Raw genomic sequence first — 25,212 nt, forward strand, 5'->3', positions numbered from 1 at the left:
ATGTTGCGTAAATTCCTTGACGCTATCGAGCCGCAGTTCCACAAAGGCGGTCGGTTCGAGAAGCTCTATGTCCTCTATGAGGCGATTGATACCGGCTTGTTCCAGCCGTCCTCAACAACCCATACAACTTCCCATGTGCGCGACGGTATCGACCTGAAACGCATCATGATCACCGTGTGGGCCTGTGCCATGATCCCGGCCTTCTACGGCATGTGGAATATCGGTTTCCAGGCCAATACCATTCTCGCAGGCATGACCAATCCAGAGCTGTCTGGTTGGCGCCAAGGGATTATTGGTGCTCTGACCGCTTATAACCCGGCGAGCCTGTGGGACAACTTTGTCTACGGTGCCATGTATTTCCTGCCTATCTATGCGGTCACTTTTGTTGTGGGCGGCATTTGGGAGGTGCTGTTTGCCGCAGTGCGCGGCCATGAAGTGAACGAAGGTTTTTTCGTAACTTCCATTCTGTTCGCCCTCACCTGTCCGCCGGATCTGCCCCTGTGGATGGTGGCTATGGGTATCAGTTTTGGTGTGGTCATCGGCAAGGAAGTCTTTGGCGGTACTGGCAAGAACTTCCTCAATCCGGCCCTAACCGGCCGCGCATTTGTGTTTTTTGCCTACCCCGCGGCCATGTCCGGTGATGCTGTATGGACTGCCGTAGACGGTTATACCGGTGCGACCGCATTGTCGATGATGGCCAGTGAAGGCATCCAGAACCATATGGTCAATGCGGCCGCTGGCCAGCTGACCTGGTTCGATGCCTTCTTCGGCAAGATGCACGGCTCCATCGGTGAGACTTCCACCCTGGCCATACTGGTTGCCGGTGTGATCCTGCTCGGCATGAAGATTGCCAGCTGGCGCATTGTGGCCGGTACCCTACTGGGCATGATGGCCACCGCCTTTCTGTTCAACCTCGTCGGTTCAGAATCCAACCCGATGTTCCAGGTGCCCTGGTACTGGCACCTGGTCGTGGGCGGCTTTGCCTTCGGCCTGATCTTTATGACTACCGACCCGGTGTCCGCTGCCATGACCAATATTGGCCGCTGGTGGTACGGCATCCTGATCGGGGTGATGGTGGTGCTGATACGGGTTGTAAACCCTGCCTTTCCGGAAGGCATGATGCTGGCGATCCTGTTCGCCAACCTGTTCGCTCCGCTGTTTGACCACTTTGTGGTGCAGTCCAATATCAAACGGAGGTTGGCGCGTGGCTAATAAAGATTCCGTAAAGGGGACGCTGATTGTCGCCCTGGTAATGTGCCTGGTGTGCTCCGTGGTGGTTTCCACCGCCGCTGTTTTGCTCAAACCCGCCCAGCAGGCCAATGCTGAACTGGATATGAGGCGCAACGTCCTGCTTGCCGGAGGACTGCTGAAGAATTCACACGCAAGCAGGGCAGAGGTCGAGAAGGCTTTTGCCGATGTGCAGGTCAGGTATGTCGACTTGGATACCGGCAAGTTTACCGACCAGGCGCCAGCCGGGGGCAGTGGTCGCGCTGCGGCCAAGGTCGCCTCTGCGAGCGAGCGGCTGCCGGCAGACGAGGATACCGCTAAGATCATCCGCCGGGAAAATATCAAGGAGGTTTACCTGGTAGAGAAAGCTGGCAGGCTCGATAAGGTCATCCTGCCCGTGCGCGGTTACGGCCTGTGGGGTACTCTGTACGGCTTTCTCGCTTTGCAGAGTGATCTGGATACCGTAGCGGGCCTGGGCTTCTACGAGCATAAGGAGACCCCCGGGCTCGGTGGCGAAGTGGATAATCCCAACTGGAAGGCTCTGTGGGTTGGCAAGAAAGTCTTCGATAGCCAGGGCAATGTCGACATCCAGGTGATCAAAGGGCAGGTGAACCCCAATAGCCCTGATGCGGTGCACGAAGTGGACGGCTTGTCCGGTGCAACGCTCACCAGCAGGGGCGTGGATAACCTGGTGAATTTCTGGCTGGGGAATCAGGGATTCGGTCCCTTCCTGAAAAATCTGAAAGCAGGGGAGGCATAAGCATGAAAGTCAAAGACACTCTGCTCGAGCCCATTTTTAACAACAACCCGATCGCGTTGCAGATCCTGGGTATCTGTTCTGCACTGGCCGTAACCAGTTCGCTGCAAGCCACCCTGGTCATGTGTATTGCGCTTACCTCGGTTGTGGCCTGTTCCAACGTTGCGGTCTCCCTGATCCGCAACCAGATTCCCAACAGTATCCGCATTATCGTGCAGATGACAGTGATCGCGTCTCTGGTCATTCTGGTTGATCAGGTGATCAAGGCGCTGGCGTATGACATCTCCAAACAATTGTCGGTGTTTGTTGGCCTGATTATTACCAACTGTATTGTGATGGGGCGCGCAGAAGCCTTCGCCATGAAAAACCCGCCACTGCCCAGCTTCTTCGACGGCCTTGGCAATGGCTTGGGCTACAGCGTGATTCTCATTGGTCTGGCCTTTATTCGCGAACTCTTTGGTGCGGGCAAACTGTTTGGTGTGGATATCCTGTACACCGTCAGCAACGGTGGCTGGTATGTCCCCAACGGTCTGCTGCTGTTGCCACCCAGTGCGTTTTTCCTGATCGGTCTGTTTATCTGGGCGATTCGCGCCTGGAAGCCCGCTCAGGTGGAGCAGGACGAATTCAGGATTGCGCCCAATACCCAGGCGCAGGAGGTTTAATTCGTGGAACATTATATCTCTTTGATTATCCGCGCCGTTTTTGTCGAAAATATGGCGCTGGCTTTCTTTCTCGGCATGTGTACCTTCCTGGCTGTATCGAAGAAGATTGAAGCCGCGATTGGATTGGGGGTGGCGGTGATCGTGGTACTGACCCTGACAGTACCGGTGAATAACCTGATCTACACCTACCTGTTGAAAGACGGTGCGCTGGCCTGGGCCGGTTATCCGGATGTGGATCTGAGCTTCCTTGGCTTGTTGTCTTATATCGGTGTGATCGCAGCGCTGGTACAGATTCTGGAAATGTTTCTGGATAAGTATGTACCGGCACTGTACAACGCCCTGGGTGTCTTTCTGCCGCTGATTACCGTGAACTGTGCCATCCTGGGGGCTTCCCTGTTCATGGTGGAGCGCGAGTATGCGTTTGGGGAGAGTGTTGCCTATGGCTTCGGTGCCGGCCTCGGCTGGGCCCTGGCGATTACCGCGCTGGCGGGTATTCGCGAGAAGCTGAAGTACAGCGACGTACCGGATGGCCTGAAGGGCCTGGGCATCACCTTCGTAACGGTTGGTTTGATGTCCCTGGGCTTTATGTCCTTCGGCGGCATCGACATCTGAGCGGGGTGAAGCAATCATATGAACAGTATTGAAATTATCCTCGGCGTGGCGATGTTTACCGTTATCGTTCTGGTGCTGGTAGCGGTGATCCTTGTAGCCCGCTCGCGCCTGGTAAACACCGGCAACGTCAATATTCTGGTCAACGGCGAAAAGAGCCTGACCGTGCCTGCGGGTGGTAAACTGCTGCAAACCCTGGCGGCCAACAACCTGTTTCTGGCCTCTGCCTGTGGCGGTGGTGGCAGCTGTGCGCAGTGTGTGTGCAAAGTCATCTCCGGTGGGGGGGATATGCTGCCCACTGAAGCAGCACACTTTACCCCGCGCGATGCCAAAGAGGGCAAGCGCCTGTCCTGTCAGGTTGCGGTGAAACAGGATATGACAATCGAAGTGCCCGAAGAGGTGTTTGGTGTGAAGCAGTGGGAGTGCACTGTGGAATCCAACCCGAATGTGGCCACTTTTATCAAGGAACTCACCCTGCGCCTGCCCGAAGGTGAAAATGTCGACTTCCGTGCAGGTGGTTACGTACAGCTGGAGGCGCCGCCCCACTATGTGAAATTCGCCGATTTCGATGTGGAAGAACAGTACCGCGGTGACTGGGAGCACTTCGGCTTCTTCAAACTGGAATCCAAGGTGACAGAGCCTGTTGTGCGTGCCTACTCCATGGCCAACTATCCGGAAGAGAAGGGGGTTGTGAAGTTCAACATCCGTATCGCCACCCCGCCGCCGCGCACCGAAGGCATACCACCGGGTCAGATGTCTTCCTACGTGTTCAGCCTGAAGCCTGGTGACAAGATCAAGGTGTACGGACCCTTCGGGGAGTTCTTTGCCAAGGACACCGATAACGAGATGGTTTTTATTGGTGGTGGTGCCGGTATGGCGCCCATGCGCTCGCACATTTTCGACCAGCTCAAGCGCCTAAACTCCAAGCGCAAGATCAGCTTCTGGTACGGCGCCCGCTCCCTGCGGGAGATGTTCTACGAAGGAGACTACAACGGCCTGGCCTCCGAGTTCGATAACTTCCAGTGGCATGTGGCGCTGTCGGACCCGCAGCCGGAAGACAACTGGAGCGGTTACATAGGGTTCATTCACAACGTGGTCTATGAAAATTACCTGAAGGACCACCCGGCTCCGGAAGACTGCGAGTACTATATGTGTGGACCGCCTATGATGAACGCGGCAGTGATCAATATGCTAAAAGACTTGGGCGTTGAGGATGAAAATATTCTCCTCGACGATTTCGGCGGTTGATCGGATCGCGTGGTTTGCTAAACGCAATCAAAATCCCGAAAAAAATTAAAACAGGGCTCGATCTTGCGGCCCTGTTTTTACTTTGTGTAGCTGTTCTTCTTTCTGCCTGCACCCGGAAATCAGAGACTTGGCAGCTCAGTGGCCCCACAATGGGGACCAGTTATCACATCACCATGGTGGATATACGCAGAGGGGCAAATCGAGCCAAATTGCAGGCACTGATCGACAGTGAGCTGCACCAGGTCAACCAGGTTATGTCCACCTACATCGATAATTCCGAGTTGATGCGCTTCAATCGGAGCCCTGTGGGTCAGGCCATACCAGTGAGCAAGCCGCTTGCGGATGTTGTGGAGATGTCTCTGGATATCTACCGACGCAGTGACGGCGCCTTTGAGGTCACGGTTGGCCCCCTGGTCAATTTATGGGGATTTGGCCCCCAGCCGGAACCAGAGAAGATTCCCTCCGAGACAGACATTGCCCGCTTGCAGCAGATCGTGGGTTCCGATGCTCTAAAAATGACTCGTGAGCCGGATACCCTCACTCGAGAGCGCCCGGTGGAAATAGACCTATCGGCCATTGCCAAAGGGTATGGGGTCGATCGGATTGCGCTGCTTCTGGAACAGCGGGGCATTCGCAACTATCTGGTCGAGATTGGCGGTGAACTGCGTACCCTGGGTAAGAATCCAAAAGGTAGAATCTGGCGAATCGGCATCGAGGCGCCTGACTCCATAGAGCAAATCGTTCAGCAGTCTATTGGTGTCAGTGGCAAAGGGGTAGCGACCAGCGGTGATTACCGCAATTACTACGAACGCGGAGGTGTGCGCTATGCACACAGCATAGATCCCCGTACCGGGCGCCCGTTACAGCACAGGCTTGCATCTGTGACCGTTGTTGCCGATAGCTGTGCCGAGGCCGACGGCCTTGCAACGGCTCTGAATGTGCTGGGTGATGAAGCGGGGATGGCTTTGGCTGAGCGCGAAAATCTGGCTGTTTTTATGTTGGTAAAAACTGACAAGGGGTTTGAACAGCGGTACAGCGCCGCTTTTGCCCCTTATCTGGAGAAGTCTGAGTGATGACGGTGTTTATCTTTGCCTTTGTTGTCATGTTACTGGTTGTCGCAGGGATGGCGGTAGGCGCCATGGTGCAGAAAAAACCGTTAAAAGGATCCTGCGGTGGACTCAACACTATCGGTATGAAACAGAACTGTGCTATCTGCGGTGGTGATGATGAAGCGTGTGAGAAAGAACAAAAACGTCAACGAAATAAAGTCGCTGTAGAGGATATTGCTTACGATGCTACCAACCGCAGGTAAGCCTTGTATTCTATCTGCGAATTTTTGTTTTTACCAAAGTAACGTTCAGTGAATGGAAAGCATCCCTGCTCCAGAGGCTGGAAATGCACAATTAAGGGGTTAAATGGCAGAGCAAAAATTTGATCTGGTTGTTATTGGTTCCGGCCCTGCTGGAGAAGCCGCTGCAATGAGCGCTGCCAAGCAAGGAATGCGTGTGGCGGTGATCGAAAAACGCCAGGTGGTTGGCGGCAACTGTACCCACAAGGGTACTATCCCTTCCAAGGCGCTGCGCCACTCAGTAAAACAGCTCATGCGCTACAACACACAAAGTGTATTTCGCGCACTGGGTGAACCGCGCCGGCTTACTTTTCCCCAGGTGATGCAAACGGTCAACAAAGTCATTTCCTATCAAGTGGAAATGCATACCTCTTTATATGCGCGCAACCGGGTTGAGCTGATTGTGGGGGAGGCCAGTTTCCACAATGCCAACAGCTTGGATGTGCAGTTGCCAGATGGTGCTACGGAAAGTGTCACTGCAAAAAAATTCATCATCGCCACTGGCTCGCGCCCGTATCATCCGGCGGATGTGGATTTCGGGCACGAGCGTGTATACGACAGTGATACCATTTTGGATATGCAGCACACCCCACACTCTATTATGATCTATGGAGCAGGGGTGATCGGTTGCGAATATGCCTCTATTTTTGCCGGCCTGGGAGTCAAGGTTGACTTGATCAATACCCGTAGCAGCCTGCTGGAATTCCTTGATGACGAAATCTCTGATGCCCTGAGCTATCATCTGCGCGATATGGGAGTGACTGTCCGTCACCGGGAAGAATATGCGCGGGTACTGCCCAATGCGCAGGGGGTGATTATGGAGATGCAGTCCGGCAAGCGTATCCACGCCGATGCACTGCTCTGGTGTAACGGTCGTACCGGTAATACCAGCAGTTTGGGTCTGGATAATGTTGGTTTGGAAGCCAATCACCGCGGTCAGCTGAGCGTAGATGATTATTACTGTACTGAGGTGGAAAATATTTACGCGGTAGGAGATGTGATTGGCTGGCCCAGTCTTGCCAGTGCCTCCTATGATCAAGGCCGTGCTGTGGCGGCAGCCATTGCCGGGCGCGGCCACCGTGTTGTCGAAGACGCACCCACCGGTATCTATACCCTACCGGAAATCTCTTCCGTGGGTAAAACAGAATCCGAGTTGACCGCCGCCAAGGTGCCCTACGAGGTGGGCCGTGCACTTTTCAAGCACACTGCGCGCGCACAGATTTCCGGTGAGCGTGTGGGTATGCTCAAGATCCTGTTCCACATCAAAACCCGCGAAATCCTCGGGATTCACTGTTTCGGTGCCGAAGCTGCAGAAATTGTGCATATCGGTCAGGCGGTTATGAAGCAGCCTGCAGAAAATAATACGATCGATTACTTCGTCAATACCACGTTCAACTATCCCACGATGGCGGAGGCATACCGCAGTGCCGCTCTGGATGGACTTAACCGGGTTGCACGATTATGACAGAACCCTCACCGAGTGAATTTCGGGAGCTGGTCAAGGGGTTTTTTGAGCAAATTCCTTTTAACCAGCAAATTGGACTTGAAATGCAGTCCCTGGACCTGGAAGCCCTCACACTTTCTGCAGGTTTTGCATTGCACCCACAACTCATCGGTAATATCTGGAAAAACATTTTACACGGCGGTGTTATCGCCACGGCTCTGGATACCGTTGGCGGCCTCACCGCTATGGTGGCCGCCTATCAGCGTTTGGGAGATTTGTCCTGGGAGGAAAAGGTGGATCGCCTTTCGAAACTCGGCACTGTGGATATGCGGGTGGATTACCTGAAACCGGGCAGGGGCCAGCATTTTCTCTGTGAAGGCGCCATTCTCCGCACAGGTAAAAAACTGGTGGTTACCCGTATGGAGCTGCGCAATGATATGGATATGTTGATCGCCACCGGGACTGCCACTTATCTCTACTAGCGGAACTGGGAGGAAAGGTACAGGCAGGCGCCCATATAAAATACAGGAATGCCTGGCAACAACAGGTTATCAGCTATCTTCAGGGTTCCCCGGAAGAGATAACTGGTTGCGATAAAAGAGAGAAGGACATCCAATAAACTGAGCTGGCAGCCAATAGCTATTGATCCGAACCGTGAAGGGCTAATAACAATAAGCTTAATTTATTGGCCGTTAAAATCACTCAGGGGTTATTTTTTGTGGGCCAAGTCACGGGATTCCAAAACAGTTCCAGTTGCCCCTGAATAAGATATCTTGTGACCACCCTGGTGCACTCTATTGGCGGTGTATTGCTACTGGTGTTGTTATAACTAAATTTCAATAGAAAGGGATCGAGCAATAAATTTTTGGAAGTATATGAATATGATATGACGTAACAATAATAATAGAGGAAACTTCTAATGAAATCCTTAATGAATAATAGGTTGCGAATAAAATCCTGGTTTTTGAGTCTGTTATTTTTCCCTTCTGTCCTGCTTTCCCATAACCTGCTTGCCCTCGAAGAGATTGAAGAGAGTCAAAAAGCGCTTCGCTGTGGTACGGAGCACCCAACGGAACAAGAGGCAGTATTGCAGGAGAGTTATTTTAGAATGATGAACGGTGCGTTGCGCAATTATGTTCATCGCCAGGCTGGTCTGGTAGGGGTGAACGTGCATTTTCATGTAATCACAGACACCTTCGGAAATGGTTCCCTGTCTCTCCTTGAAATCAACAACCAAATGAGCGTATTGAATGCCGCATTTTCTGCAACACCTTTCAGTTTCAACCTGGCATCGGTGACAACCACAGCAAATAATAGTTGGTACCAAGTCGCACCCAGTACCAGTGCCGAATTCCAGATGAAGTCGGCGCTACGCGTAGGAGGCGCCGCAGATTTAAATATTTACACGGCGAATATCGGTGGTGGTTTGTTGGGATGGGCAACCTTTCCCAGCAGTTATGCCTCAAATCCCATTAATGATGGCGTGGTTATTTTGACGGAGTCCCTGCCGGGTGGCAGTGCCTCACCCTACAACGAGGGGGATATCCTGGTTCATGAAGTCGGACATTGGGTGGGGTTGTACCATACCTTTCAGGGTGGCTGCAGCAGCCCGGGAGACTTTGTCGCAGATACGCCGGCGGAAAGCTCTCCGTCCCGCGGATGTCCGGTGGGACGGGACTCCTGCCAGGGACCTGGATTTCCAGGCGTGGACCCGATCCACAACTACATGAATTACACCGATAATGCCTGTATGTTCCAATTTACCTCGGGCCAATCAACCCGTGCTGACCAGCAGAGTAGCTTTTACCGGGGTCTTTAGAGCCTGTTCCCGAAGGGCAACCGTTTTTTTCAGGAGGCAGGGAGCTATTTCACGCCCCCGGCTTTAAAGAAGCCGGGGGCGTGCAGAATCTCAATCGCACCAAGGTGCATGAGTGTTGCCATATTTGAGTGGAGACGAAAGCGCACCAGGTGCTCTAAGGCAGTGCAGTCACTTGCAAAATAGAAAATCCCATACAAGTGAAGGCGCTTTCGGGTGAGACAGGAGGGTTTCCTAAATGGCAACCTCCTGGATTTCAATGGCGGCGATACGCTTGCCTTCTTCAGCAGACTTCTGGAATTCCTCAATCTGGTCAAAGTTCATGTAGCGATAGATCTCGCCGGCCATAGAGTTGATGTTTTTCGCATACGCCTGATACTCCTCCAGAGTGGGCAGTCTGCCGAGAATGGCACCCACTGAGGCAAGTTCTGCAGAAGTGAGGTAGACATTGGCACCGTCGCCCAGGCGGTTGGGAAAATTGCGGGTGGAGGTGGACAGTACCGTGCTGTTTGGTGCTACGCGGGCCTGGTTACCCATACACAGGGAGCATCCGGGCATTTCGGTGCGGGCACCGGAAGCGCCATAAATGTTGTAGTAGCCTTCTTCCATCAGCTGGTGTTCATCCATTTTGGTAGGCGGTGCAATCCACATGCGGGTAGCAATGCCACCCTTGTGCTGTTCCAGGAGTTTACCCGCAGCGCGGAAGTGGCCGATATTGGTCATACAGGAGCCAATAAATACCTCATCCACCTTATCGCCAGCCACCTCGGATAACAATCGGGCGTCATCCGGGTCGTTCGGCGCACAGACGATGGGTTCATGGATTTCTGCCAGATCAATTTCGATCACCTCAAGATATTCGGCATTGGCATCCGCTTGCATCAGGCTCGGGGCGGCAAGCCACGCTTCCATAGCGCGAGCGCGGCGCTCCAGGGTGCGTTTGGAGCCATAACCCTCGGCAATCATCCAGCGCAACAGGGTGATGTTGGAACGCAGATATTCGGCGATGGTGTCTTCAGACAGCTTGATGGTACACCCGGCTGCAGAGCGCTCGGCAGAGGCATCGGATAGCTCGAAGGCCTGCTCAACAGTCAGATTTTCCAGCCCTTCGATCTCAAGAATGCGGCCAGAGAAGATATTCTTCTTGCCTTTTTTCTCTACGGTCAACAGGCCTTGCTTGATGGCATAGTAGGGAATGGCATGCACCAGGTCGCGCAGGGTGATGCCGGGTTGCATTTCACCCTTGAAACGCACCAGTACAGATTCGGGCATATCCAGGGGCATGACACCGGTGGCCGCCGCGAAGGCCACCAGTCCGGAACCGGCAGGGAAAGAGATCCCCATGGGAAAACGGGTGTGGGAATCACCACCAGTACCCACGGTGTCGGGCAACAGCATCCGGTTCAGCCAGCTGTGGATAATGCCGTCTGCCGGGCGCAGGGAAACGCCGCCGCGGTTCATAATAAAGTCCGGCAGGGTGTGTTGTGTGTCGATGTCAACGGGTTTGGGGTAGGCTGCGGTATGACAAAAGGATTGCATGACCAGATCGGCGGAAAAGCCGAGACAGGCCAAGTCTTTCAGTTCATCCCGGGTCATGGGGCCGGTGGTGTCCTGAGAGCCCACGGTAGTCATTCTGGGTTCGCAATAGGTACCCGGGCGAACCCCCGCCATACCACAGGCTTTGCCGACCATCTTCTGTGCCAGTGTGAAGCCCTTGCCTGTATCGACCGGCTGTTTGGGCTTTCGGAACAGGTCAGAGGGGGGCAGGCCCAGAGATTCCCGTGCTTTACCGGTGAGGCCGCGACCGATAATCAGATTGATACGGCCACCGGCCTGAACCTCGTCGAGCAGAACCTCGGATTTTAATTGGAATTCGGACAGTACTTGGCCATCTTCGGAGAGAATTTTTCCCTCATAAGGACGGATTTCAATTACATCGCCCATGCCCAGGGCATCAACCGGTGCTTCGAATACCAACGCTCCGGCATCTTCCATGGTGTTGTAGAAGATGGGGGCAACTTTACTGCCGATACAGATCCCCCCCCCTTTTTTATTGGGCACGCCGGGTATCTCTTCGCCAAAGTACCATAACACGGAGTTGGTGGCAGATTTACGCGAGGAGCCGGTGCCGACGACATCGCCGACAAAGGCAACAGGAAGGCCTTTGGCTTTCACCGCCTCGATTTGTTGCAAAGGGCCTACGGCTCCGGGTTCTTGCGGCTTCAGGCCATCGCGCTGCATTTTGTACATGGCGAGTGCATGCAGGGGGATATCCGGGCGCGACCAGGCATCGGGCGCCGGGGACAAATCATCGGTGTTGGTCTCCCCGGTTACCTTGAATACTGCCACCTTGATGCTTTCTGGCACCTTGTTGCGCTTGGCAAACCACTCGGCGTCGGCCCAGGATTGCAGGACCGCCCTGGCATTTTCATTGCCGGCCTTGGCTTTTTCTTCCACATCGTGGAAAGCATCGAACATCAGCAGCGTACCTTTCAACTGCTCGGCAGCCAGCCCGCCCAAATCCTTGTCGTCCAGCAATTCAACCAGGGTGGCGATATTGTAGCCACCCAACATTTGACCAAGCAGCTCTACCGCCTGTTTGCGATCGATCAGAGAGGAGTCTGCTTCGCCTTTGATAATGGCAGAGAGGAAACCGGCCTTGACATAAGCGGCCTCGTCAACACCCGGCGGTACGCGGTGGGTGAGCAATTCAACCAGTTCCTGTTCTTTGCCCTCAGGCGGGGCTTTGAGCAACTCAACCAGGCCGGCTACCTGCTCGGCGTCCAGTGGCTTTGGTGGGATACCCTGTTCGGCGCGTTCTGCGACGTGTTTGAGGTAGGCTTCGAGCACGGATACGTCCCTCTTCATATATGGAGTGGCACCAACAGCGGGTGGCATTCCCGGTCTATGCACGGGTTCTCGGGATTTTTTCGAGGCCGCTGAAGGCGGGGTGGCGAATACTACAGGAAAGTCTTACTACTGTTAAGTTTATCGAAAAATCAATAATTTAGGCAAATTCTGGCTATAGGCACGGTGAATGTTGGTGGTCCACTGGCCGGAGTTTCCCCCCTTTTCTTGATGACCGAAACGCAATAGTCTACCTGCAACTTTCACTCGGGCCGATGTGGCTGGAGTGGATCAAACTGGGTATTCGATGTACAGAAAAATTCGCACCCCCTGTATTGGGGTCTGTTCAACTGGTATTGGTGACGAGGTATGCCGCGGGTGCAAACGTTTTGCCCATGAAGTCATCGATTGGAACGCCTATACCGAGGAGCAGCGCCGTATCATTGCACAGCGGCGCGAAGGCTACTTGGCCAGTGCGGTACGCAGCCAGTTGGAAATTGTAGATCAGCCGCTGTTGCTGGCTCAGTTGAAACATCAGCAGATTCGTTTTGACGATCGCCAAAATCCTTACTGTTGGGTGTTTGAACTATTGCGTGCAGGAGCAAGCCAGATTGCCAATCCACGGGAGTATGGGGTAAGCCCTACAAACCAGGCCCGGGGCTTATCCCTTGAGGAAATTCGCCAGCGTATTGATGAGGATTTTTATGCCTTGTCGGTTTCCTACTACCAGCGCTATGTATCCCCGGGGATAGTGGAGGGCTGACTATGTCCGGATATTTCTCTTAGCACCAAGTCTCTTTTGACAGTGTTGCCGAAAAGCGGTGACAAACTTGCACAGGAATTGCGCTTTTTTATCGCTGTTCTCTCAGGAACACCCTGAGTGCAGGCAGGAAAGCTTCAGAGGCCAACCCCAGATCCCGCCGCTGGCGACGGCGGCTCGGGCTGGGTTGATGATCAATACGGGTAAAGTTGGGTAGTTGTCCAGCACTATTGGCCTGGATTAAAACCGGCATGGATGAATACCCGACCTGCCGATAGGCATCTTCCTGTTCTTTTTCTTGCCCATAGAAAATTTCCGCCACCTGCAGGTTGGGGCGGCTCTGAACCTGCACCTGGCGAAGATCCTCTTGCTGGCTCTTATGCAAGCCAGCAAGCAGCTGCCGCTGGTATTGTATGCCCGGATCGGAGCCCGCTGGATCCAGTTGCACCAGTTTTTTCTCGCACCAGCCCACGGTCACTTTTCGGATTGATTTACGCGCCTTTATCCAGGACAGGGCGATGGCATCTGGGCGATTGGGGCAGAGGAGTATCAGCCGATAGCATTGGCGCAGATGGGCGCGGGGGTGGCCGGATTGTGTCAGCACTTCCCGTACACTGCGGTCGCGCTCTGCCACCGGGCGTTCTTCCAGGGCTGCTCTGAAGCTTGAAATAGCGTTGTAAAATGCTTTTTTTTGCGCATTGAACTGCTGTGCGAGGGAAAGGGTTTTACTCGGTACTGCAAGCAATCCTGGGATTTGCAAAGTGACACGAGCGTCACTACCAGAGCCCATGGGCTCTAAGTAATCCAGTTGCGCGTACAAGGCGCCTGTCAACGAAAAGGGCTGCTCAAAGCTTTTACCGAGAGCCAGAGAGGCATCCTGGGCAAACCCGGGTTGCAGCAGGTAGTGCTGCCAGGGTTTGCCTGCGGCTTGCAACTGTTCCAGGGACTCGCGCAGCCTGGTGGAGCTGGAGTGCAATTTGTCCAGCAGTGGCGGGATTGCCTGTGCCAATTCCCGATGGTGTTTCATTGTTGCTGTTCCTGGTGTGGTGGAGTTTTATATTAATGTACTTATTAAATCGTTACCAATATAAATAATAAAAGTAACAGTTTTTAAAATTAATCAATTAGATTCCGCTAAGTTCACATAATCCAACCGTGATATTCACACTGTGAGTTGTGATAAAAACGGCTTGGTTGTCGTTTAAACAAAAGGGTTAATCAGTGTAGGGAGCAGACCTGTTTTGGCCTGTTTTGGCGCATAGCGGGGGAAAAACGGATCATATCCAACAGGGAATCGATATAGCGCTCGCCAAGATCCTCCTCGCGCGATGACAACAACCATTCTTCTAGTACACCAAAGAGACCGCCATGTAACATCTCTGCAGCGAGACTTACATCCAGATCCACTGGTAACTGTCCAGTGGTGACAGCCATATGCACCAGTTGCCCCATGTTCTTAAAGGCCTCAGTATGGCCCTGCTTCAAACGTCGAAGGGGCTCATTGCCCTCATCAACCACTTCAGCACGATGAAAGAGAATCTCCAATACCCACTGCCACTGCTCATTGCAGGCAATTTCGTGGAATAACCATAACCAGCGGGTTCGCAGCACCCCGAGTGGATCTTCTTTGACCTGATCTCCAGCAGTTTCGCACAATTGCTCGCCGGGCACACGCACTCGTTCGGTCAGGGCATTGAGGAGTTCGACATTGTCACGGAAATGATTGCACAGGGCACTCGGTGTAACGCCAGCTAACTCAGCCACTGCTGAAAGGGAGGCAGCGGAGACCCCTGATTTATGGAAAACACTGAGTGCAGCGTCCAGAATGCGCTCTCGGATCTTCAAGGCTAGTTCGTTGCTCTGTTTGGTCATCGGGACAGCTTGCTTCTCTTGTAATCATATTAACCTCACCTGGCCGTGGAATTACGACATTTCGTCGCAGGGAGGCCGGGTGTGGTTTTTATGTAACCTCTTGAAAACACAGGGCGAAATTGCCTGCTAGGGGGAACTTGCAGAGTGATGAATACTTGATAGGATCTCGTGTGCACACATAAAATGTCAGCTTGCTGAAATCGGATTTTCCCGCCGCTTTCACTTCCTGCTCCTGACAGCGCAGCCCGGGCAGTCAGCGCTCACCGAGGTAATCATGCTCAACAACAAAGCTCTCATCTGTCTTTTGGCTGTGTCTTCTCTGTTCACGGCTTGTGGTGAAGAGGCCGCTGTGCCACCAAGAATGACACCTCAGGTAACGATTGTCACACTTAAGTCTGAGCCGGTCACGCTGACAAGGGAGCTGCCGGGGCGCACTTCGCCTTTTAAGGTGGCGGAAGTGCGCCCCCAAGTGAATGGCATCGTAACTCAGCAGTTGTTCCAAGAAGGCGGCCGGGTAGAGGCCAATCAACCCCTTTACCAACTGGACGATGCTGTTTATCGGGCAGATGTGGCCAATGCCAGGGCAATACTGCAGCGTAACAATGCGGTGATGAACATTGCCCGTTTAAAAGCCGACCGCAGTGAAGAGCTGGTAAATGATGGCGCGGTGAGCAAACAGGAGAACGACTCTGCCGAAGCAGACCTGCAGGCGGCCCTTGCTGATGTGGCTGCGGCCAGGGCGGGGTTGCATAGGGCGGAGATTAAATTGGCCTATGCGCGAATCACCTCGCCAATTACCGGGCGCATCGGCAAGTCCGCTGTGACCCAGGGGGCGCTGGTTACGGCCAATCAAACCGCTGCGCTGGCCACGGTTCAACAACTGGACCCCATATATGTAGATGTCACCCAGTCTGCCGCCGAGCTTGTGAACCTGCGCCGGGCTTTCGAAGCGGGCACCCTTGGGGATGCTACCCACCTGCCAGTCAGAATTTTTCTGGAGGATGGCAGCGAGTTTGAGTTCAAAGGCAAGCTGGAGTTTGCCGAGGCCAGCGTCGACCCGTCTACTGGCAGTGTCCTTCTGCGCGTGGTAGTACCGAATCCTGACAACATGTTGCTTCCGGGGATGTATGTGCGTGTGATTGTGGGTAGCGGGGTGCTTGAGAAAGCCATTCTGGTACCCCAAGAGGGCATAGCGCGGGACCCTGATGGGAAAACTTCGGCAATGGTGGTTACTGAAGAGAATATTGTGGCGCAGCGCTCGGTCAGTGTAAGCCGTACTGTCGGCAATCGCTGGCTGGTAGAAAGGGGGCTGCTTCCGGGGGACCGCGTGATTGTTGCCGGCCTGCAGAAAATTCGTCCGGGGGCACCGGTGCAGGCCAGCGAGCGTTCAGAGATACAGCCATCGGCAGTGCCAGGGGATGCCCAGGCCCCGCAGGACTTCTGAGGACAGGAAAGATGGCGAATTTCTTTATCTACCGGCCTGTTTTTGCCTGGGTGCTGGCTATTATCACCATGCTGGCAGGCGCACTTTCTATCAGCCAATTGGCCGTAGAGCGCTATCCGAATATTGCACCCCCTGCAGTCAATATTGAGGCGAACTACCCAGGAGCTTCCGCACGGGTGGTTGAGGACTCGGTCACCCAGATTTTGGAGCAGAACATGAAAGGTCTCGATGGCCTGCTCTATATGTCTGCAACCAGCCAGTCGAATGGGAGCGCTGCCCTCTCTTTGACCTTCCAGAATGGCACAGATCCGGATACCGCCCAGGTGCAGGTACAAAACAAGGTGCAGCTGGCGATGCCGCTGCTGCCGCAAGAAGTACAGCTCCAGGGGGTGAACGTCAGCAAATCCCGGAGCGGCTTCCTGATGGTGGCTGGTTTTGTGTCTGAAGACGGCAGTATGAATCGCAATGACATCGCCGATTATATCAATTCCGCTATTGTAGATCCTGTCAGCCGAGTACCTGGTGTTGGTAATGTACAGGTCTTCGGGTCCAAATACGCCATGCGCATTTGGCTGGATCCCAACAAGCTGGCCACTTACGGCCTGTCTTCAACGGAGGTTGCTGCTGCGATACGGGCACAGAATGCCCAGGTTGCGGTAGGCAGCCTCGGTGCAGCACCGGCAATCCCGGGGCAGCAATTGAACGCTTCGATTACCTCCCAGGGGCGCCTGCAAACCCCGGAGCAGTTTCGTGCGATTGTGGTGCGGGCCAATGGGGACGGTTCTCTGTTGCGTCTGGGTGATATAGCACGGGTGGAGCTGGGGGCGGAAAATTACGAATTTATCTCTCGCTACAACCGACAGCCTGCTACCGGTATCGCCATCAATTTGGCCACCGGTGCCAATGCGCTAGAGACGGCTGAGGGCGTCAAGGCGAAACTCAAGGAACTGGAGCCCTTCTTTCCGCGGGGTTTGAAATCGGTAATACCTTTTGATACCACACCATTTGTCGAGGTTTCCATCAAGGGGGTTATTGCCACCCTGGTCGAGGCGATTATCCTGGTCTTTCTGGTGATGTACCTGTTTCTGCAGAACTTCCGCGCAACCCTGATTCCCACAATCGCGGTGCCGGTTGTATTGCTGGGGACTTTCGCTGTGCTTGCAGCCCTGGGCTTCTCGATCAATATGCTGACCATGTTTGCCATGGTACTGGCCATTGGCCTATTGGTGGATGATGCCATTGTAGTGGTGGAGAACGTCGAGCGGGTGATGCACGAGGAAGGACTGCCGCCCAGGGAAGCTACGAAAAAATCCATGCGCCAGATAACCCCGGCGCTGGTAGGTATCGGTGTGGTGCTTTCGGCAGTATTTGTACCCATGGCATTTATGAATGGTGCAACCGGGGTCATTTACCGGCAGTTCTCTGCAACCATTGTTGCCGCCATGGCGCTCTCTGTGCTGGTGGCCATTATCCTGACGCCGGCGCTTTGCGCGACCCTGTTAAAGCCACTGGCCAAGGGTGAAAACCACGGACAACGGGGGTTTTTCGGCTGGTTCAACCGCAACTTTGAACGCAACAGCCGGCGCTATCAGAATGGGGTGAGGGCGGTTCTTGCCCGCAGTGGTCGCTTTATGTTGCTCTTTTTCGCGCTCTCCGCGGTGATGGTGATCCAGTTTTTGCGCCTGCCCAGCGCTTTTTTGCCGGACGAAGACCAGGGGGTGCTCTTTTCCATGGTGCAGGCGCCGGTGGGCGCCACCCAGGAGCGCACCATGGAATCTATCCGCAAAGTGGAAGACCAGTTTCTCAACAACGAGCAGAATACGGTGGAGTCCGTATTTTCGGTGCAGGGATTCAGTTTTGCCGGCAGCGGTCAGAATACCGGTATTGCTTTTGTCAATCTCAAGGACTGGTCTGAGCGGGAGGAGGCACAGGCAAGCTCCAGTGCTGTAGCGATGCGGGCCATGGGTGCATTGATGCAAATAAAGGATGCGCTTGCCTTTGCCTTTTCGCCACCACCAATACCTGAGTTGGGTTCTTCCGGGGGCTTTACTTTTTACCTGATGGACAATGGCAATCTGGGACATCAGGCGCTGACCGCAGCGCGAAATCAGTTCCTGGATATGGCTGCACAGAGCCCACTGCTCTCCAACGTAAGGCCCAACGGACAGGAGGACACACCACAATTCCGTGTGCAAATTGATAACTCCAAGGCTGCGGCATTGGGGTTGTCTATTGCAGAGATCAACAGTGCACTCAGTACTGCCTGGGGCGGCTCCTATATCGATGACTTCATTGATCGCGGCCGGGTCAAACGGGTATACATGCAGGCGGATGCCCCTTACCGCATGGTGCCGGAGGATTTCCAACTCTGGTCTGTACGCAATGCCCAGGGCGATATGGTACCACTGTCCTCTTTCGCCAGTTTTTCCTGGGAATACGGTTCGCCGCGCCTTGAGCGTTATAATGGCCTGCCCGCGATGGAGATCAATGGCCAGGCGGCGCCTGGCATCAGCTCTGGTGAGGCCATGGCGGAAGTGGAAAAGCTGGTGTCGACACTGCCGGTGGGCATCGGGATGGAGTGGAGTGGGCTCTCCTATCAGGAGCGCGCTGCCGGTGCACAGGCGCCGCTGCTTTACATTTTGTCACTGTTGATTGTGTTTTTGTGTCTGGCGGCACTGTATGAGAGCTGGACCGTGCCCACAGCGGTACTGCTGATTGCGCCACTGGGCATTCTCGGTGCAGTACTTGCCAACAGCCTGCGGGGGATGGAACGGGATGTCTACTTCCAGGTCGCCATGCTCACAACTGTTGGCCTGACCAGCAAAAATGCCATCTTGATCGTGGAGTTCGCCAAGCACAACCTGGACAGCGGCATGGAACTGGTGGCAGCTACCATGCGTGCGGTGCACGACCGGTTGCGCCCAATCCTCATGACTTCACTCGCTTTCGGTCTGGGTGTATTGCCACTGGCTGTTGCTACAGGGGCCGGTTCCGGTGCCCAGCGGGCCATTGGCACCGGCGTGTTGGGGGGTATGGTGGTGGGAACCCTGCTCGGTATCTTCTTTATTCCGCTCTTTTTTGTGGTAGTGCAGCGGTTATTTGGCCGGAGTAATGCCTCGATCAACGCGGAACTTCCCGCTGATCAGGGAAAGCTTACCGATAAACAAGCGGACACTGTAGAGGCCGTATAAAACCCCTTTTTGCATTGTCTTGAATAGAAATAAAAGGTATGGGCCGACACAGTCGGCCTCAATCGCAATCTGCCGTAGGCAATTTTTTTCACCGAGGGATCAGGAGAGTTCGGTAATACGCCTGTTTGCCGCTGCCAGGTTCTTTTTTTTCGCCTCCCCGGCAACAGCCAGCCCTTCAATGTAAATAAACTCCACATCGGTCATGCCCACAAACCCCAGAAACTGACGCAAAAATGCGCTTTGCGCATGATCATCACCGTAGAAGCCGCCGCGAGCCGCAAAGACGATAACTTTTTTGTTCACGAGCATCCCCTGGGGGCCATTAGCGGTATAGCGAAAGGTAACACCGGCGCGGGCAATATGATCGAAATAAGTGTGCAATGTGGATGGAATAGTGAAGTTGTACATAGGTACTCCCATTACCACGGTCTCAGCGGCAGAAATTTCTTTAATCAAAATATCCGAATAATGGACCATTGCCTGCTGCTCTAGGCTGCGCTGTTCCTGTGGTGTATTGAATGCTTGATAGTGCGCCAAGGTCAGATGCGGTATCGGTTCTGCCACCAAGTCGCGGCTGATCACTTCTCCACGGGGATTCTTCGTTTTCCAGTTCTGCACGTATTTTGCGGCCAACAGGGAGGATTGACCCTCTACCTGAAAGATACTGGATTGGATAGTGAGTAGCTTTGCCATCATTGCCTCCTGAGAGAGTATTTTTGCGATGGCGGTATTGAAACATTGGATGATCCGATTAAAAATACGAAAATTGTGGGTAAACCTATCAATTTATTCGATCTATGAATGAAGAGTGTCTACAAAATTCCCTGTCAGCGCCCAGGATAACCTTGGAGCAGTGGCGTTGCCTGGTGGCAGTGGTGGAAGAGGGGGGCTATGCCCAGGCGGCGGAGCGGTTGTATAAGAGCCAGTCTTCGGTGAGCTATGCGGTACACAAGCTGGAGACAGTACTCGGAGTCAACGCATTTACCCTGCATGGCCGCAAAGCTGTGCTCACTTCTGCCGGCGACATGCTCTTTCGCCGGGCCAAGCAGCTGTTGGAGGATGCAGCGAGCCTGGAAGGCGCAGCCCACAAAGCCTCTGCCGGTTGGGAGACAGAGATAGCCATTGCCGTGGAGGTTCTTTTCCCCACCTGGTTATTGCTGGAGTGCCTGGACCAATTCGGAAAAGAGAGCCCGCAAACCCGTATTGAAATTTATGAAACCGTTATCAGCGGTGCACCGGATGCTCTGCAGCGTAAGCAGGTAGATTTTGCTATCAGTCCGCATATCCCTATGGGGTTTAGTGGTGAACTGTTGCCCAACGCTATACACATTATTCCGGTGGCACACCCGGATCATCCGCTGCACCAGCTGGGGCGGGAGCTGACTCTACGGGATCTGCGTCACCACTGCCACCTGGTTGTGCGCGATACCGGTCCTATGCGCACCAGTCGCACAGCCACTGTCGACGTAGCTCAGCGCTGGACAGTCAGCAATATAACCACTTCGCTCGGTGCAGCCTGTCGGGGTTATGGCTTCGCTTGGTTACCGGAAGAAAAAATCCTCACAGAACTGGCTGAGGGCAGCCTTAAGCCATTACCCCTACGCGGGGGCAATAAAAAAATCGCGCCCATGTATCTGATTTTTGCTGATGGCGATACCACCGGTCCGGGGGCGCAAAGGCTGGCCGATATTATCCGCCAGCGCCTGCGGGACTTGTCGGGGGAAAGCTGAGAATAGGGTCCTTTATTAACCAGCAATAGTGCCTTGCAATCTTGCGGAAAACCCACGGCGCTATTCAGGTGCCCAGTATCAAATAGCTTTATTAGCCATGGGGACTGGCAGATTGCTGAAAGACAACCCTAACGGTAGTCGGGGTTGGGGAAGTCCGGCTTGCAACCGGCATCCCAACGGGAGCGCTGGTTACCATGGGCTGGTATGCCGCCTGCATCTTTGATCATCCTGGCCAGATGCATCAGGTTCCAGGTCATAAAGGTGGTATTGCGGTTGGTGAAATCATTTTGCGGACCTCCTGAGCCAGGGTCCAGGTAGGAGGGGCCAGGGCCTGCTTCTCCTACCCAAGCGGCATCTGCTTGTGGTGGGATTACATAGCCCAAATGTTGCAGAGAATAGAGAATGTTCATGGCGCAGTGCTTGGCGCCATCTTCGTTTCCAGTAATCAGGCAGCCGCCAACACGACCGTAATAGGCATATTGGCCCTGATCGTTCAGGTCGGAAGAGTTGGCATAGAGTCGCTCGATGGTTTGAGTGCAGATGGATGATTTTTCACCGAGCCAGATAGGCGAGCCGATGACCAGTATGTCAGCTTTTTCTACCTGCTGGTAAATCTGCGGCCATTCGTCATTTCTCCAGCCGTGCTCGGTCATATCGGGGTAAACTCCAGAAGCGATGTCATGATCCACCGGTCGCAGTACCTGTGTATGAACTCCATTTCTCTGCATGATCTCGCGGGAGATATTGATCAAGCCATCGGTATGGGAAAGTTCCGGAGTTGGCTTTAATGTGCAATTCAGGAACAGAGCGTTGAGATCGGAAAAATCCCAAGAGCTGGATTCGCACTCGGCCAGCTGTTTTTTGTTGAGTGTCATATGTAGCCTCCATACTATTAGTGCTGCTGTGTTTCGGGAAAGAGGTGCATTGGCGTTGCTTTCTGTCACAGGTTTGTTCTGCCAACGCTGATGACCTGCCTGTTCCAACTGAGTTTCACAGGCTGCAAACGACCATTTGTCATTATTCGGTGTTTGATACTGCCCAAAAGCCCATGCGGATCGAGCCAGGGTTATCAAAAATAAATGCTAGCTGTGCTTTTTGTTGTATTGACGAAAGTCGTGTCGGGTTTGCTCAATGAACCGTTCCGGGATCTATTTGTCCGCTGGGGCATCGAAGATGATGCTGGCTATACGCACCCGCTGGATCACAAGTAGCAACTCAAACTGCGCAGGACTACTTTTGCCGAGGAAAAGACACAAGTAGGCGTTCCTGTGCAGAGAGGCGGTTGCAGCCGTGATTACAGTGTTTCCGTAACAGGGTTGAATCATTTTGGTAACGTCCGGCTGACCTGTCAATGCACAGTCGAGAATGTCGATTTTCCAGCCAGATTTGTAATCAACAATATTCAGCTTGTCGATACTTCAAACAATCAAGAAGTGCGCCGCAGATCCGTCTGGTAAATGCCTGGTAGCGATAACAGCTTATCGTCACCGACATTGAGAAATACGCTATGAACGTGTTTTCACAGCAGCCTATCGAAGAAGTTCTGCCATCTTTTTCATTAATATTGAGGAGGCGTTGTCGGAAAACTGTTGTCCCTCTTCAATATATCCCCATACAACAGCGTCGCTTTTCCAGCCACCCTGTTTCTTAATCAATTCAAAACTCACTTTTTCGCGCGCCGCGGCGGTCGAAAGGCCGCGTCGAAAGCTGTGGCTGCTGATCTGATCGACAAAGTCAAAGCCACAGGCAAGGCCAAGCTTTTTCAGCAAGTCATTAATGGCAGTGGGGTTTAGCTGTTGCGGCTGAACAGTATCCCAGCGATTGACCGCACGGAAAACGGGCCCCTCTGTGATGGCAGCAATTTTTAACCAGCGTTTAAGTGCTAAAGCAGGGCAAACCTGTGCATCGCCATAGGGGAGGGCACGCAAAATCCCCTCACCACTCTGGTCTGTTTTGGATTTGGGTAAGCGTATGATTAATCCTTCCTCTTCCCATATCAAGTCGGACACCTGTATTGCCACCAGTTCACTGCGCCGAAAGGCACCGAAGAAACCGGTCAGGAGTAAAGCGAGGTCCCGAGCTTTCTTCTTGGATGCCACTTGGCTTCGCAAGTGGCCGGCCATCGCGGCCAGATGCTGCATACTGAGTGCCTTGGCTTTTTGCTTCGGCTTACCATGGGTACGCCTTATGCCCTGCATGGTTTTTTGTACCAGCGGGTCGGTCACCGGATTGGACATACCCTGGTACTGGTGCCATTGGGCAATGGCAGTGAGATGCAGGTCGAGGGTGCGGGAATTTAACATCTCAGCGCGGTTAAGCAGATAGCGCACCAGTACCTGGTTGTTGGTAGGAAGCCTGCCTCCCCACTTTTCAAACTGGCGAATGGCGGACCGATAGGCCTTTCGGGTGTTATCTGAGGTGGAGGCGCGCAGGTAATCCTGGACTTTTTTTTCCCGAGGGAGTTTTTCTTGTGCGCCAATGGTACTTCCGGTGACAAGCGTATCTTGAAGCCTGGCAGGGGGTTGTTCTTTGTCCATAGAGTCTTGATGCCCGTGAAATCTGTCCTTTTGTACCGAAGATACAGCACTTGTGCGTTTTTGCTGAAGCTTAGCCTTCGATAATAAACCTTATCGAAGGTTAATTAAATACATTCAAAAGTTAGATTTAATCACATAATAATGTAATATTACGTATTATGTAATATGTTATGAAAATAAAGGAGAGCACTATGGCACGAATAGGGGTTACCTATCTGGATATCGTGCAGGCAGCCAACGCCATAAAAGCCCGCGATGAGGAGCCCACCGTTGACAGGGTGCGTACCCAACTGGGCACCGGCAGCAAAAGTACCATTGCGCCTCTCCTTAAGCGTTGGCGCAGCGAAACCGCCAGCAATACAGACGTCAGCGGGTTACCCAGGGATCTGGTAGAAGCGTTGAAAAAGCTGCATCAGCACATTCAGGGGGATGCCGACCAGAGAATCGAGCAAAACCAGCAGGAGCACCAGAAACAGCAGAATGCACAGTTATCTCAACTGGCTCAGGCCCGTGAGGTCGAGTCAAAACAGTCCGCCAGAGTGCGCGAACTGGAGCAGAAGCTCTCATTAGCTGAAGCAGATAGACACAGCCTCAGGCAGGCTGTGGAAGAGAGTCAGGCGGCATTGGAAAAATGCGAGTATCAGCTCCAAGAGGCTGCCATCCGTATTGAAGAACAAAAGAATGCCATCAAAGAAATGAAGCTTGAGAATCGTGATATCCGTGAACATTTCGAGCACTTTCAGGAAAACATCGCCAATGATCGCCAGTATGAGCGCGATCAATTCCACGCAGCCAGTGAACAATTAAAAGAACGGGTGGCTGCACTCACCGAGCAACTGTCGCTGGCAGAGCACAAGTTTAGTGAGCTGAACCTGTTCTACAACCAGGGGCAGGTACTTGTCACGGAGCTGAGTCAAGAAAAACAGGAGATGCACGAGCAAATTAGTGTAGTCCAGGCAAAAAGGGAGGCCCTACAGCAGCAAAATGCAGAGCAGGGCAGGCAGTTAGAAAGTAAAATGGCGGAAGTCGCCAATTTACAAGCCCAGGTTGTCCGCTTGCAAGGCAATAACTCGGCTTTTTCCAAAGAATCCCAGTTGCAGCGGCAATCACTGGAAAGACTGGAAACTGAATTGGCGGCGGCACAGGATCGACTGGAGCAATTACTAGATGAAAATCGCATACTCCTGCAAGAGAAGGCGATAATTCAAGGACAGTTTAACCAGTTGGAAAGTTCATTGGAGTCGGATTAGTTTTGAATTCCCAAGATTCGCGGAGACTATTTTCCACAGAAATAGAGGGGCAGATTTAGCGTTGTTATGAAAGAATTGGGTAGTCTCCATTTAGAGATAAGCTGTAGTATCTGGGGCGTCGGGGTGAGAGTAAATCACTCCCTGGAGAAAATTACTGTTTCCAGAAATCTCGAGAAATCGTCACCGTTTCCTTCAAGCATCTTGGGAAACATAGATATCGGGCTCAACCCCGGAGAAGTGTGTATCTCGTTGCTCTCCAGAATTAAATTTGATTGAACGGTTATGGAAGTTTTTCAAGAAAAACGTTTTTTACAATAGATACCATGAGAATATGAATGCGTTTAGGGAGGCGTCGATAGAATTTTTCCAGGGAATAGATCGATGAAAAACAGAATTATCAAGTCTACTTGGTGGAGGATTTGAGGAGTTTTTGATCAGCCCCACCGAGGTGGTCTAGTTTAAATGTTAGT

22 protein-coding genes are annotated in these 25,212 nt (G+C 53.2%); 15 read left to right on the top strand and 7 right to left on the bottom strand.

The window, feature by feature from the left end; translation table 11 throughout:
* From Q5Y71_RS11385 to Q5Y71_RS11430, 10 genes are all read left to right on the top strand, one after another.
* Positions 1 to 1,212, top strand: a complete 1,212-nt coding sequence (locus Q5Y71_RS11385; protein WP_306042272.1) for an NADH:ubiquinone reductase (Na(+)-transporting) subunit B — start codon at positions 1 to 3, stop codon at positions 1,210 to 1,212.
* Positions 1,205 to 1,987, top strand: coding sequence for a Na(+)-translocating NADH-quinone reductase subunit C (locus Q5Y71_RS11390; RefSeq protein ID WP_306042273.1), 783 nt, complete (start codon positions 1,205 to 1,207; stop codon positions 1,985 to 1,987). The genes Q5Y71_RS11385 and Q5Y71_RS11390 overlap by 8 nt, the downstream gene beginning before the upstream one ends.
* Before the next feature lie 2 nt (positions 1,988 to 1,989).
* Positions 1,990 to 2,646, top strand: a complete 657-nt coding sequence (locus tag Q5Y71_RS11395; protein WP_306042274.1) for an NADH:ubiquinone reductase (Na(+)-transporting) subunit D — start codon at positions 1,990 to 1,992, stop codon at positions 2,644 to 2,646.
* Between the two features lie 3 nt (positions 2,647 to 2,649).
* Positions 2,650 to 3,258 carry an NADH:ubiquinone reductase (Na(+)-transporting) subunit E gene (nqrE, locus tag Q5Y71_RS11400; RefSeq protein ID WP_301413841.1) on the top strand — a complete coding sequence of 203 codons (609 nt, stop codon included), beginning with the start codon at positions 2,650 to 2,652 and terminating at the stop codon, positions 3,256 to 3,258.
* A gap of 18 nt (positions 3,259 to 3,276) precedes the next feature.
* A complete protein-coding gene (nqrF, locus tag Q5Y71_RS11405; RefSeq protein WP_306042275.1) occupies positions 3,277 to 4,503 on the top strand; it encodes an NADH:ubiquinone reductase (Na(+)-transporting) subunit F in 1,227 nt (408 codons plus the stop codon).
* Between the two features lie 149 nt (positions 4,504 to 4,652).
* Entirely contained in the window at positions 4,653 to 5,576 is a 924-nt protein-coding gene (locus Q5Y71_RS11410) for an FAD:protein FMN transferase (RefSeq protein ID WP_306042276.1), read from the top strand.
* Entirely contained in the window at positions 5,576 to 5,815 is a 240-nt protein-coding gene (gene nqrM, locus Q5Y71_RS11415) for a (Na+)-NQR maturation NqrM (RefSeq protein ID WP_301413838.1), read from the top strand. Before Q5Y71_RS11410 ends, nqrM begins: the two co-directional genes overlap by 1 nt.
* Before the next feature lie 103 nt (positions 5,816 to 5,918).
* Positions 5,919 to 7,316, top strand: a complete 1,398-nt coding sequence (sthA, locus tag Q5Y71_RS11420) for a Si-specific NAD(P)(+) transhydrogenase (RefSeq protein WP_306042277.1) — start codon at positions 5,919 to 5,921, stop codon at positions 7,314 to 7,316.
* Positions 7,313 to 7,777, top strand: a complete 465-nt coding sequence (locus tag Q5Y71_RS11425; RefSeq protein ID WP_306042278.1) for a thioesterase family protein — start codon at positions 7,313 to 7,315, stop codon at positions 7,775 to 7,777. The genes sthA and Q5Y71_RS11425 overlap by 4 nt, the downstream gene beginning before the upstream one ends.
* Before the next feature lie 449 nt (positions 7,778 to 8,226).
* Positions 8,227 to 9,114: a zinc metalloprotease gene (locus tag Q5Y71_RS11430; protein WP_306042279.1), complete on the top strand. Its 888-nt coding sequence runs from the start codon at positions 8,227 to 8,229 to the stop codon at positions 9,112 to 9,114.
* Between the two features lie 231 nt (positions 9,115 to 9,345).
* Here Q5Y71_RS11430 and acnB read toward each other — a convergent pair whose 3' ends face one another.
* The gene (gene acnB, locus Q5Y71_RS11435) at positions 9,346 to 11,961 is read right to left on the bottom strand and encodes a bifunctional aconitate hydratase 2/2-methylisocitrate dehydratase (RefSeq protein ID WP_306042289.1); all 2,616 of its coding nucleotides are present in this window, start codon (positions 11,959 to 11,961) and stop codon (positions 9,346 to 9,348) included.
* Positions 11,962 to 12,265: 304 nt separating this feature from the next.
* On the opposite strand from acnB, the gene Q5Y71_RS11440 reads away from it, so the two are divergent.
* Positions 12,266 to 12,721: a DUF1289 domain-containing protein gene (locus tag Q5Y71_RS11440; protein WP_306042280.1), complete on the top strand. Its 456-nt coding sequence runs from the start codon at positions 12,266 to 12,268 to the stop codon at positions 12,719 to 12,721.
* Positions 12,722 to 12,809: 88 nt separating this feature from the next.
* Here the strand turns inward: Q5Y71_RS11440 and Q5Y71_RS11445 are convergent, their stop codons facing one another.
* On the bottom strand, positions 12,810 to 13,745 hold the full coding sequence (locus Q5Y71_RS11445; protein ID WP_306042281.1) for a hypothetical protein: 936 nt from the start codon (positions 13,743 to 13,745) through the stop codon (positions 12,810 to 12,812).
* A 191-nt stretch (positions 13,746 to 13,936) separates the two neighbouring features.
* Positions 13,937 to 14,590, bottom strand: coding sequence for a TetR family transcriptional regulator (locus tag Q5Y71_RS11450; RefSeq protein ID WP_306042282.1), 654 nt, complete (start codon positions 14,588 to 14,590; stop codon positions 13,937 to 13,939).
* A gap of 274 nt (positions 14,591 to 14,864) precedes the next feature.
* Here Q5Y71_RS11450 and Q5Y71_RS11455 point away from each other — a divergent pair, with 274 nt between their 5' ends.
* Together Q5Y71_RS11455 and Q5Y71_RS11460 are read left to right on the top strand one after the other, a co-directional pair.
* A complete protein-coding gene (locus Q5Y71_RS11455; RefSeq protein WP_306042283.1) occupies positions 14,865 to 16,034 on the top strand; it encodes an efflux RND transporter periplasmic adaptor subunit in 1,170 nt (389 codons plus the stop codon).
* An 11-nt stretch (positions 16,035 to 16,045) separates the two neighbouring features.
* Positions 16,046 to 19,225: an efflux RND transporter permease subunit gene (locus Q5Y71_RS11460; protein WP_306042284.1), complete on the top strand. Its 3,180-nt coding sequence runs from the start codon at positions 16,046 to 16,048 to the stop codon at positions 19,223 to 19,225.
* Positions 19,226 to 19,324: 99 nt separating this feature from the next.
* On the opposite strand, the gene Q5Y71_RS11465 is transcribed toward Q5Y71_RS11460, so the two are convergent.
* The gene (locus Q5Y71_RS11465; protein WP_306042285.1) at positions 19,325 to 19,918 is read right to left on the bottom strand and encodes an FMN-dependent NADH-azoreductase; all 594 of its coding nucleotides are present in this window, start codon (positions 19,916 to 19,918) and stop codon (positions 19,325 to 19,327) included.
* Between the two features lie 152 nt (positions 19,919 to 20,070).
* Between Q5Y71_RS11465 and Q5Y71_RS11470 the strand changes: the two genes are divergently transcribed.
* Complete coding sequence (locus Q5Y71_RS11470) at positions 20,071 to 20,955, top strand: LysR family transcriptional regulator (protein WP_306042286.1); 885 nt, start codon at positions 20,071 to 20,073, stop codon at positions 20,953 to 20,955.
* Positions 20,956 to 21,083: 128 nt separating this feature from the next.
* Here the strand turns inward: Q5Y71_RS11470 and Q5Y71_RS11475 are convergent, their stop codons facing one another.
* Both Q5Y71_RS11475 and Q5Y71_RS11480 read right to left on the bottom strand, forming a co-directional pair.
* Positions 21,084 to 21,830 (bottom strand): flavodoxin family protein, encoded by a 747-nt coding sequence (locus Q5Y71_RS11475; protein ID WP_299946862.1) that lies wholly within the window; start codon positions 21,828 to 21,830, stop codon positions 21,084 to 21,086.
* 654 nt (positions 21,831 to 22,484) lie between these two features.
* A complete protein-coding gene (locus Q5Y71_RS11480) occupies positions 22,485 to 23,492 on the bottom strand; it encodes a site-specific integrase (RefSeq protein ID WP_306042287.1) in 1,008 nt (335 codons plus the stop codon).
* 191 nt (positions 23,493 to 23,683) lie between these two features.
* Between Q5Y71_RS11480 and Q5Y71_RS11485 the strand changes: the two genes are divergently transcribed.
* A complete protein-coding gene (locus Q5Y71_RS11485; RefSeq protein ID WP_306042288.1) occupies positions 23,684 to 24,742 on the top strand; it encodes a DNA-binding protein in 1,059 nt (352 codons plus the stop codon).
* 134 nt (positions 24,743 to 24,876) lie between these two features.
* On the opposite strand, the gene Q5Y71_RS17580 is transcribed toward Q5Y71_RS11485, so the two are convergent.
* Entirely contained in the window at positions 24,877 to 25,026 is a 150-nt protein-coding gene (locus Q5Y71_RS17580) for a hypothetical protein (RefSeq protein ID WP_371877030.1), read from the bottom strand.
* Positions 25,027 to 25,212: the final 186 nt, after the last annotated feature.

Origin of the sequence: Microbulbifer sp. 2205BS26-8, from assembly GCF_030731025.1 — a bacterium.
Classification (GTDB): domain Bacteria; phylum Pseudomonadota; class Gammaproteobacteria; order Pseudomonadales; family Cellvibrionaceae; genus Microbulbifer; species Microbulbifer spongiae.

Bases quoted from the DNA above. Each gene is read 5' to 3' on its own strand.
- Q5Y71_RS11445 (WP_306042281.1), bottom strand. From the start codon at position 13,745: ATGAAACACCATCGGGAATTGGCACAGGCAATCCCGCCACTGCTGGAC.
- nqrM (WP_301413838.1), top strand. From the start codon at position 5,576: ATGACGGTGTTTATCTTTGCCTTTGTTGTCATGTTACTGGTTGTCGCA.
- Q5Y71_RS11475 (WP_299946862.1), bottom strand. From the start codon at position 21,830: ATGACACTCAACAAAAAACAGCTGGCCGAGTGCGAATCCAGCTCTTGG.
- Q5Y71_RS11425 (WP_306042278.1), top strand. From the start codon at position 7,313: ATGACAGAACCCTCACCGAGTGAATTTCGGGAGCTGGTCAAGGGGTTT.
- sthA (WP_306042277.1), top strand. From the start codon at position 5,919: ATGGCAGAGCAAAAATTTGATCTGGTTGTTATTGGTTCCGGCCCTGCT.
- Q5Y71_RS11465 (WP_306042285.1), bottom strand. From the start codon at position 19,918: ATGGCAAAGCTACTCACTATCCAATCCAGTATCTTTCAGGTAGAGGGT.
- Q5Y71_RS11455 (WP_306042283.1), top strand. From the start codon at position 14,865: ATGCTCAACAACAAAGCTCTCATCTGTCTTTTGGCTGTGTCTTCTCTG.
- Q5Y71_RS11410 (WP_306042276.1), top strand. From the start codon at position 4,653: ATGGGGACCAGTTATCACATCACCATGGTGGATATACGCAGAGGGGCA.
- nqrF (WP_306042275.1), top strand. From the start codon at position 3,277: ATGAACAGTATTGAAATTATCCTCGGCGTGGCGATGTTTACCGTTATC.
- Q5Y71_RS11430 (WP_306042279.1), top strand. From the start codon at position 8,227: ATGAATAATAGGTTGCGAATAAAATCCTGGTTTTTGAGTCTGTTATTT.
- Q5Y71_RS11385 (WP_306042272.1), top strand. From the start codon at position 1: ATGTTGCGTAAATTCCTTGACGCTATCGAGCCGCAGTTCCACAAAGGC.
- Q5Y71_RS11480 (WP_306042287.1), bottom strand. From the start codon at position 23,492: ATGGACAAAGAACAACCCCCTGCCAGGCTTCAAGATACGCTTGTCACC.
- Q5Y71_RS11395 (WP_306042274.1), top strand. From the start codon at position 1,990: ATGAAAGTCAAAGACACTCTGCTCGAGCCCATTTTTAACAACAACCCG.
- Q5Y71_RS11440 (WP_306042280.1), top strand. From the start codon at position 12,266: ATGTACAGAAAAATTCGCACCCCCTGTATTGGGGTCTGTTCAACTGGT.
- Q5Y71_RS11485 (WP_306042288.1), top strand. From the start codon at position 23,684: ATGGCACGAATAGGGGTTACCTATCTGGATATCGTGCAGGCAGCCAAC.
- Q5Y71_RS11450 (WP_306042282.1), bottom strand. From the start codon at position 14,590: ATGACCAAACAGAGCAACGAACTAGCCTTGAAGATCCGAGAGCGCATT.
- Q5Y71_RS11460 (WP_306042284.1), top strand. From the start codon at position 16,046: ATGGCGAATTTCTTTATCTACCGGCCTGTTTTTGCCTGGGTGCTGGCT.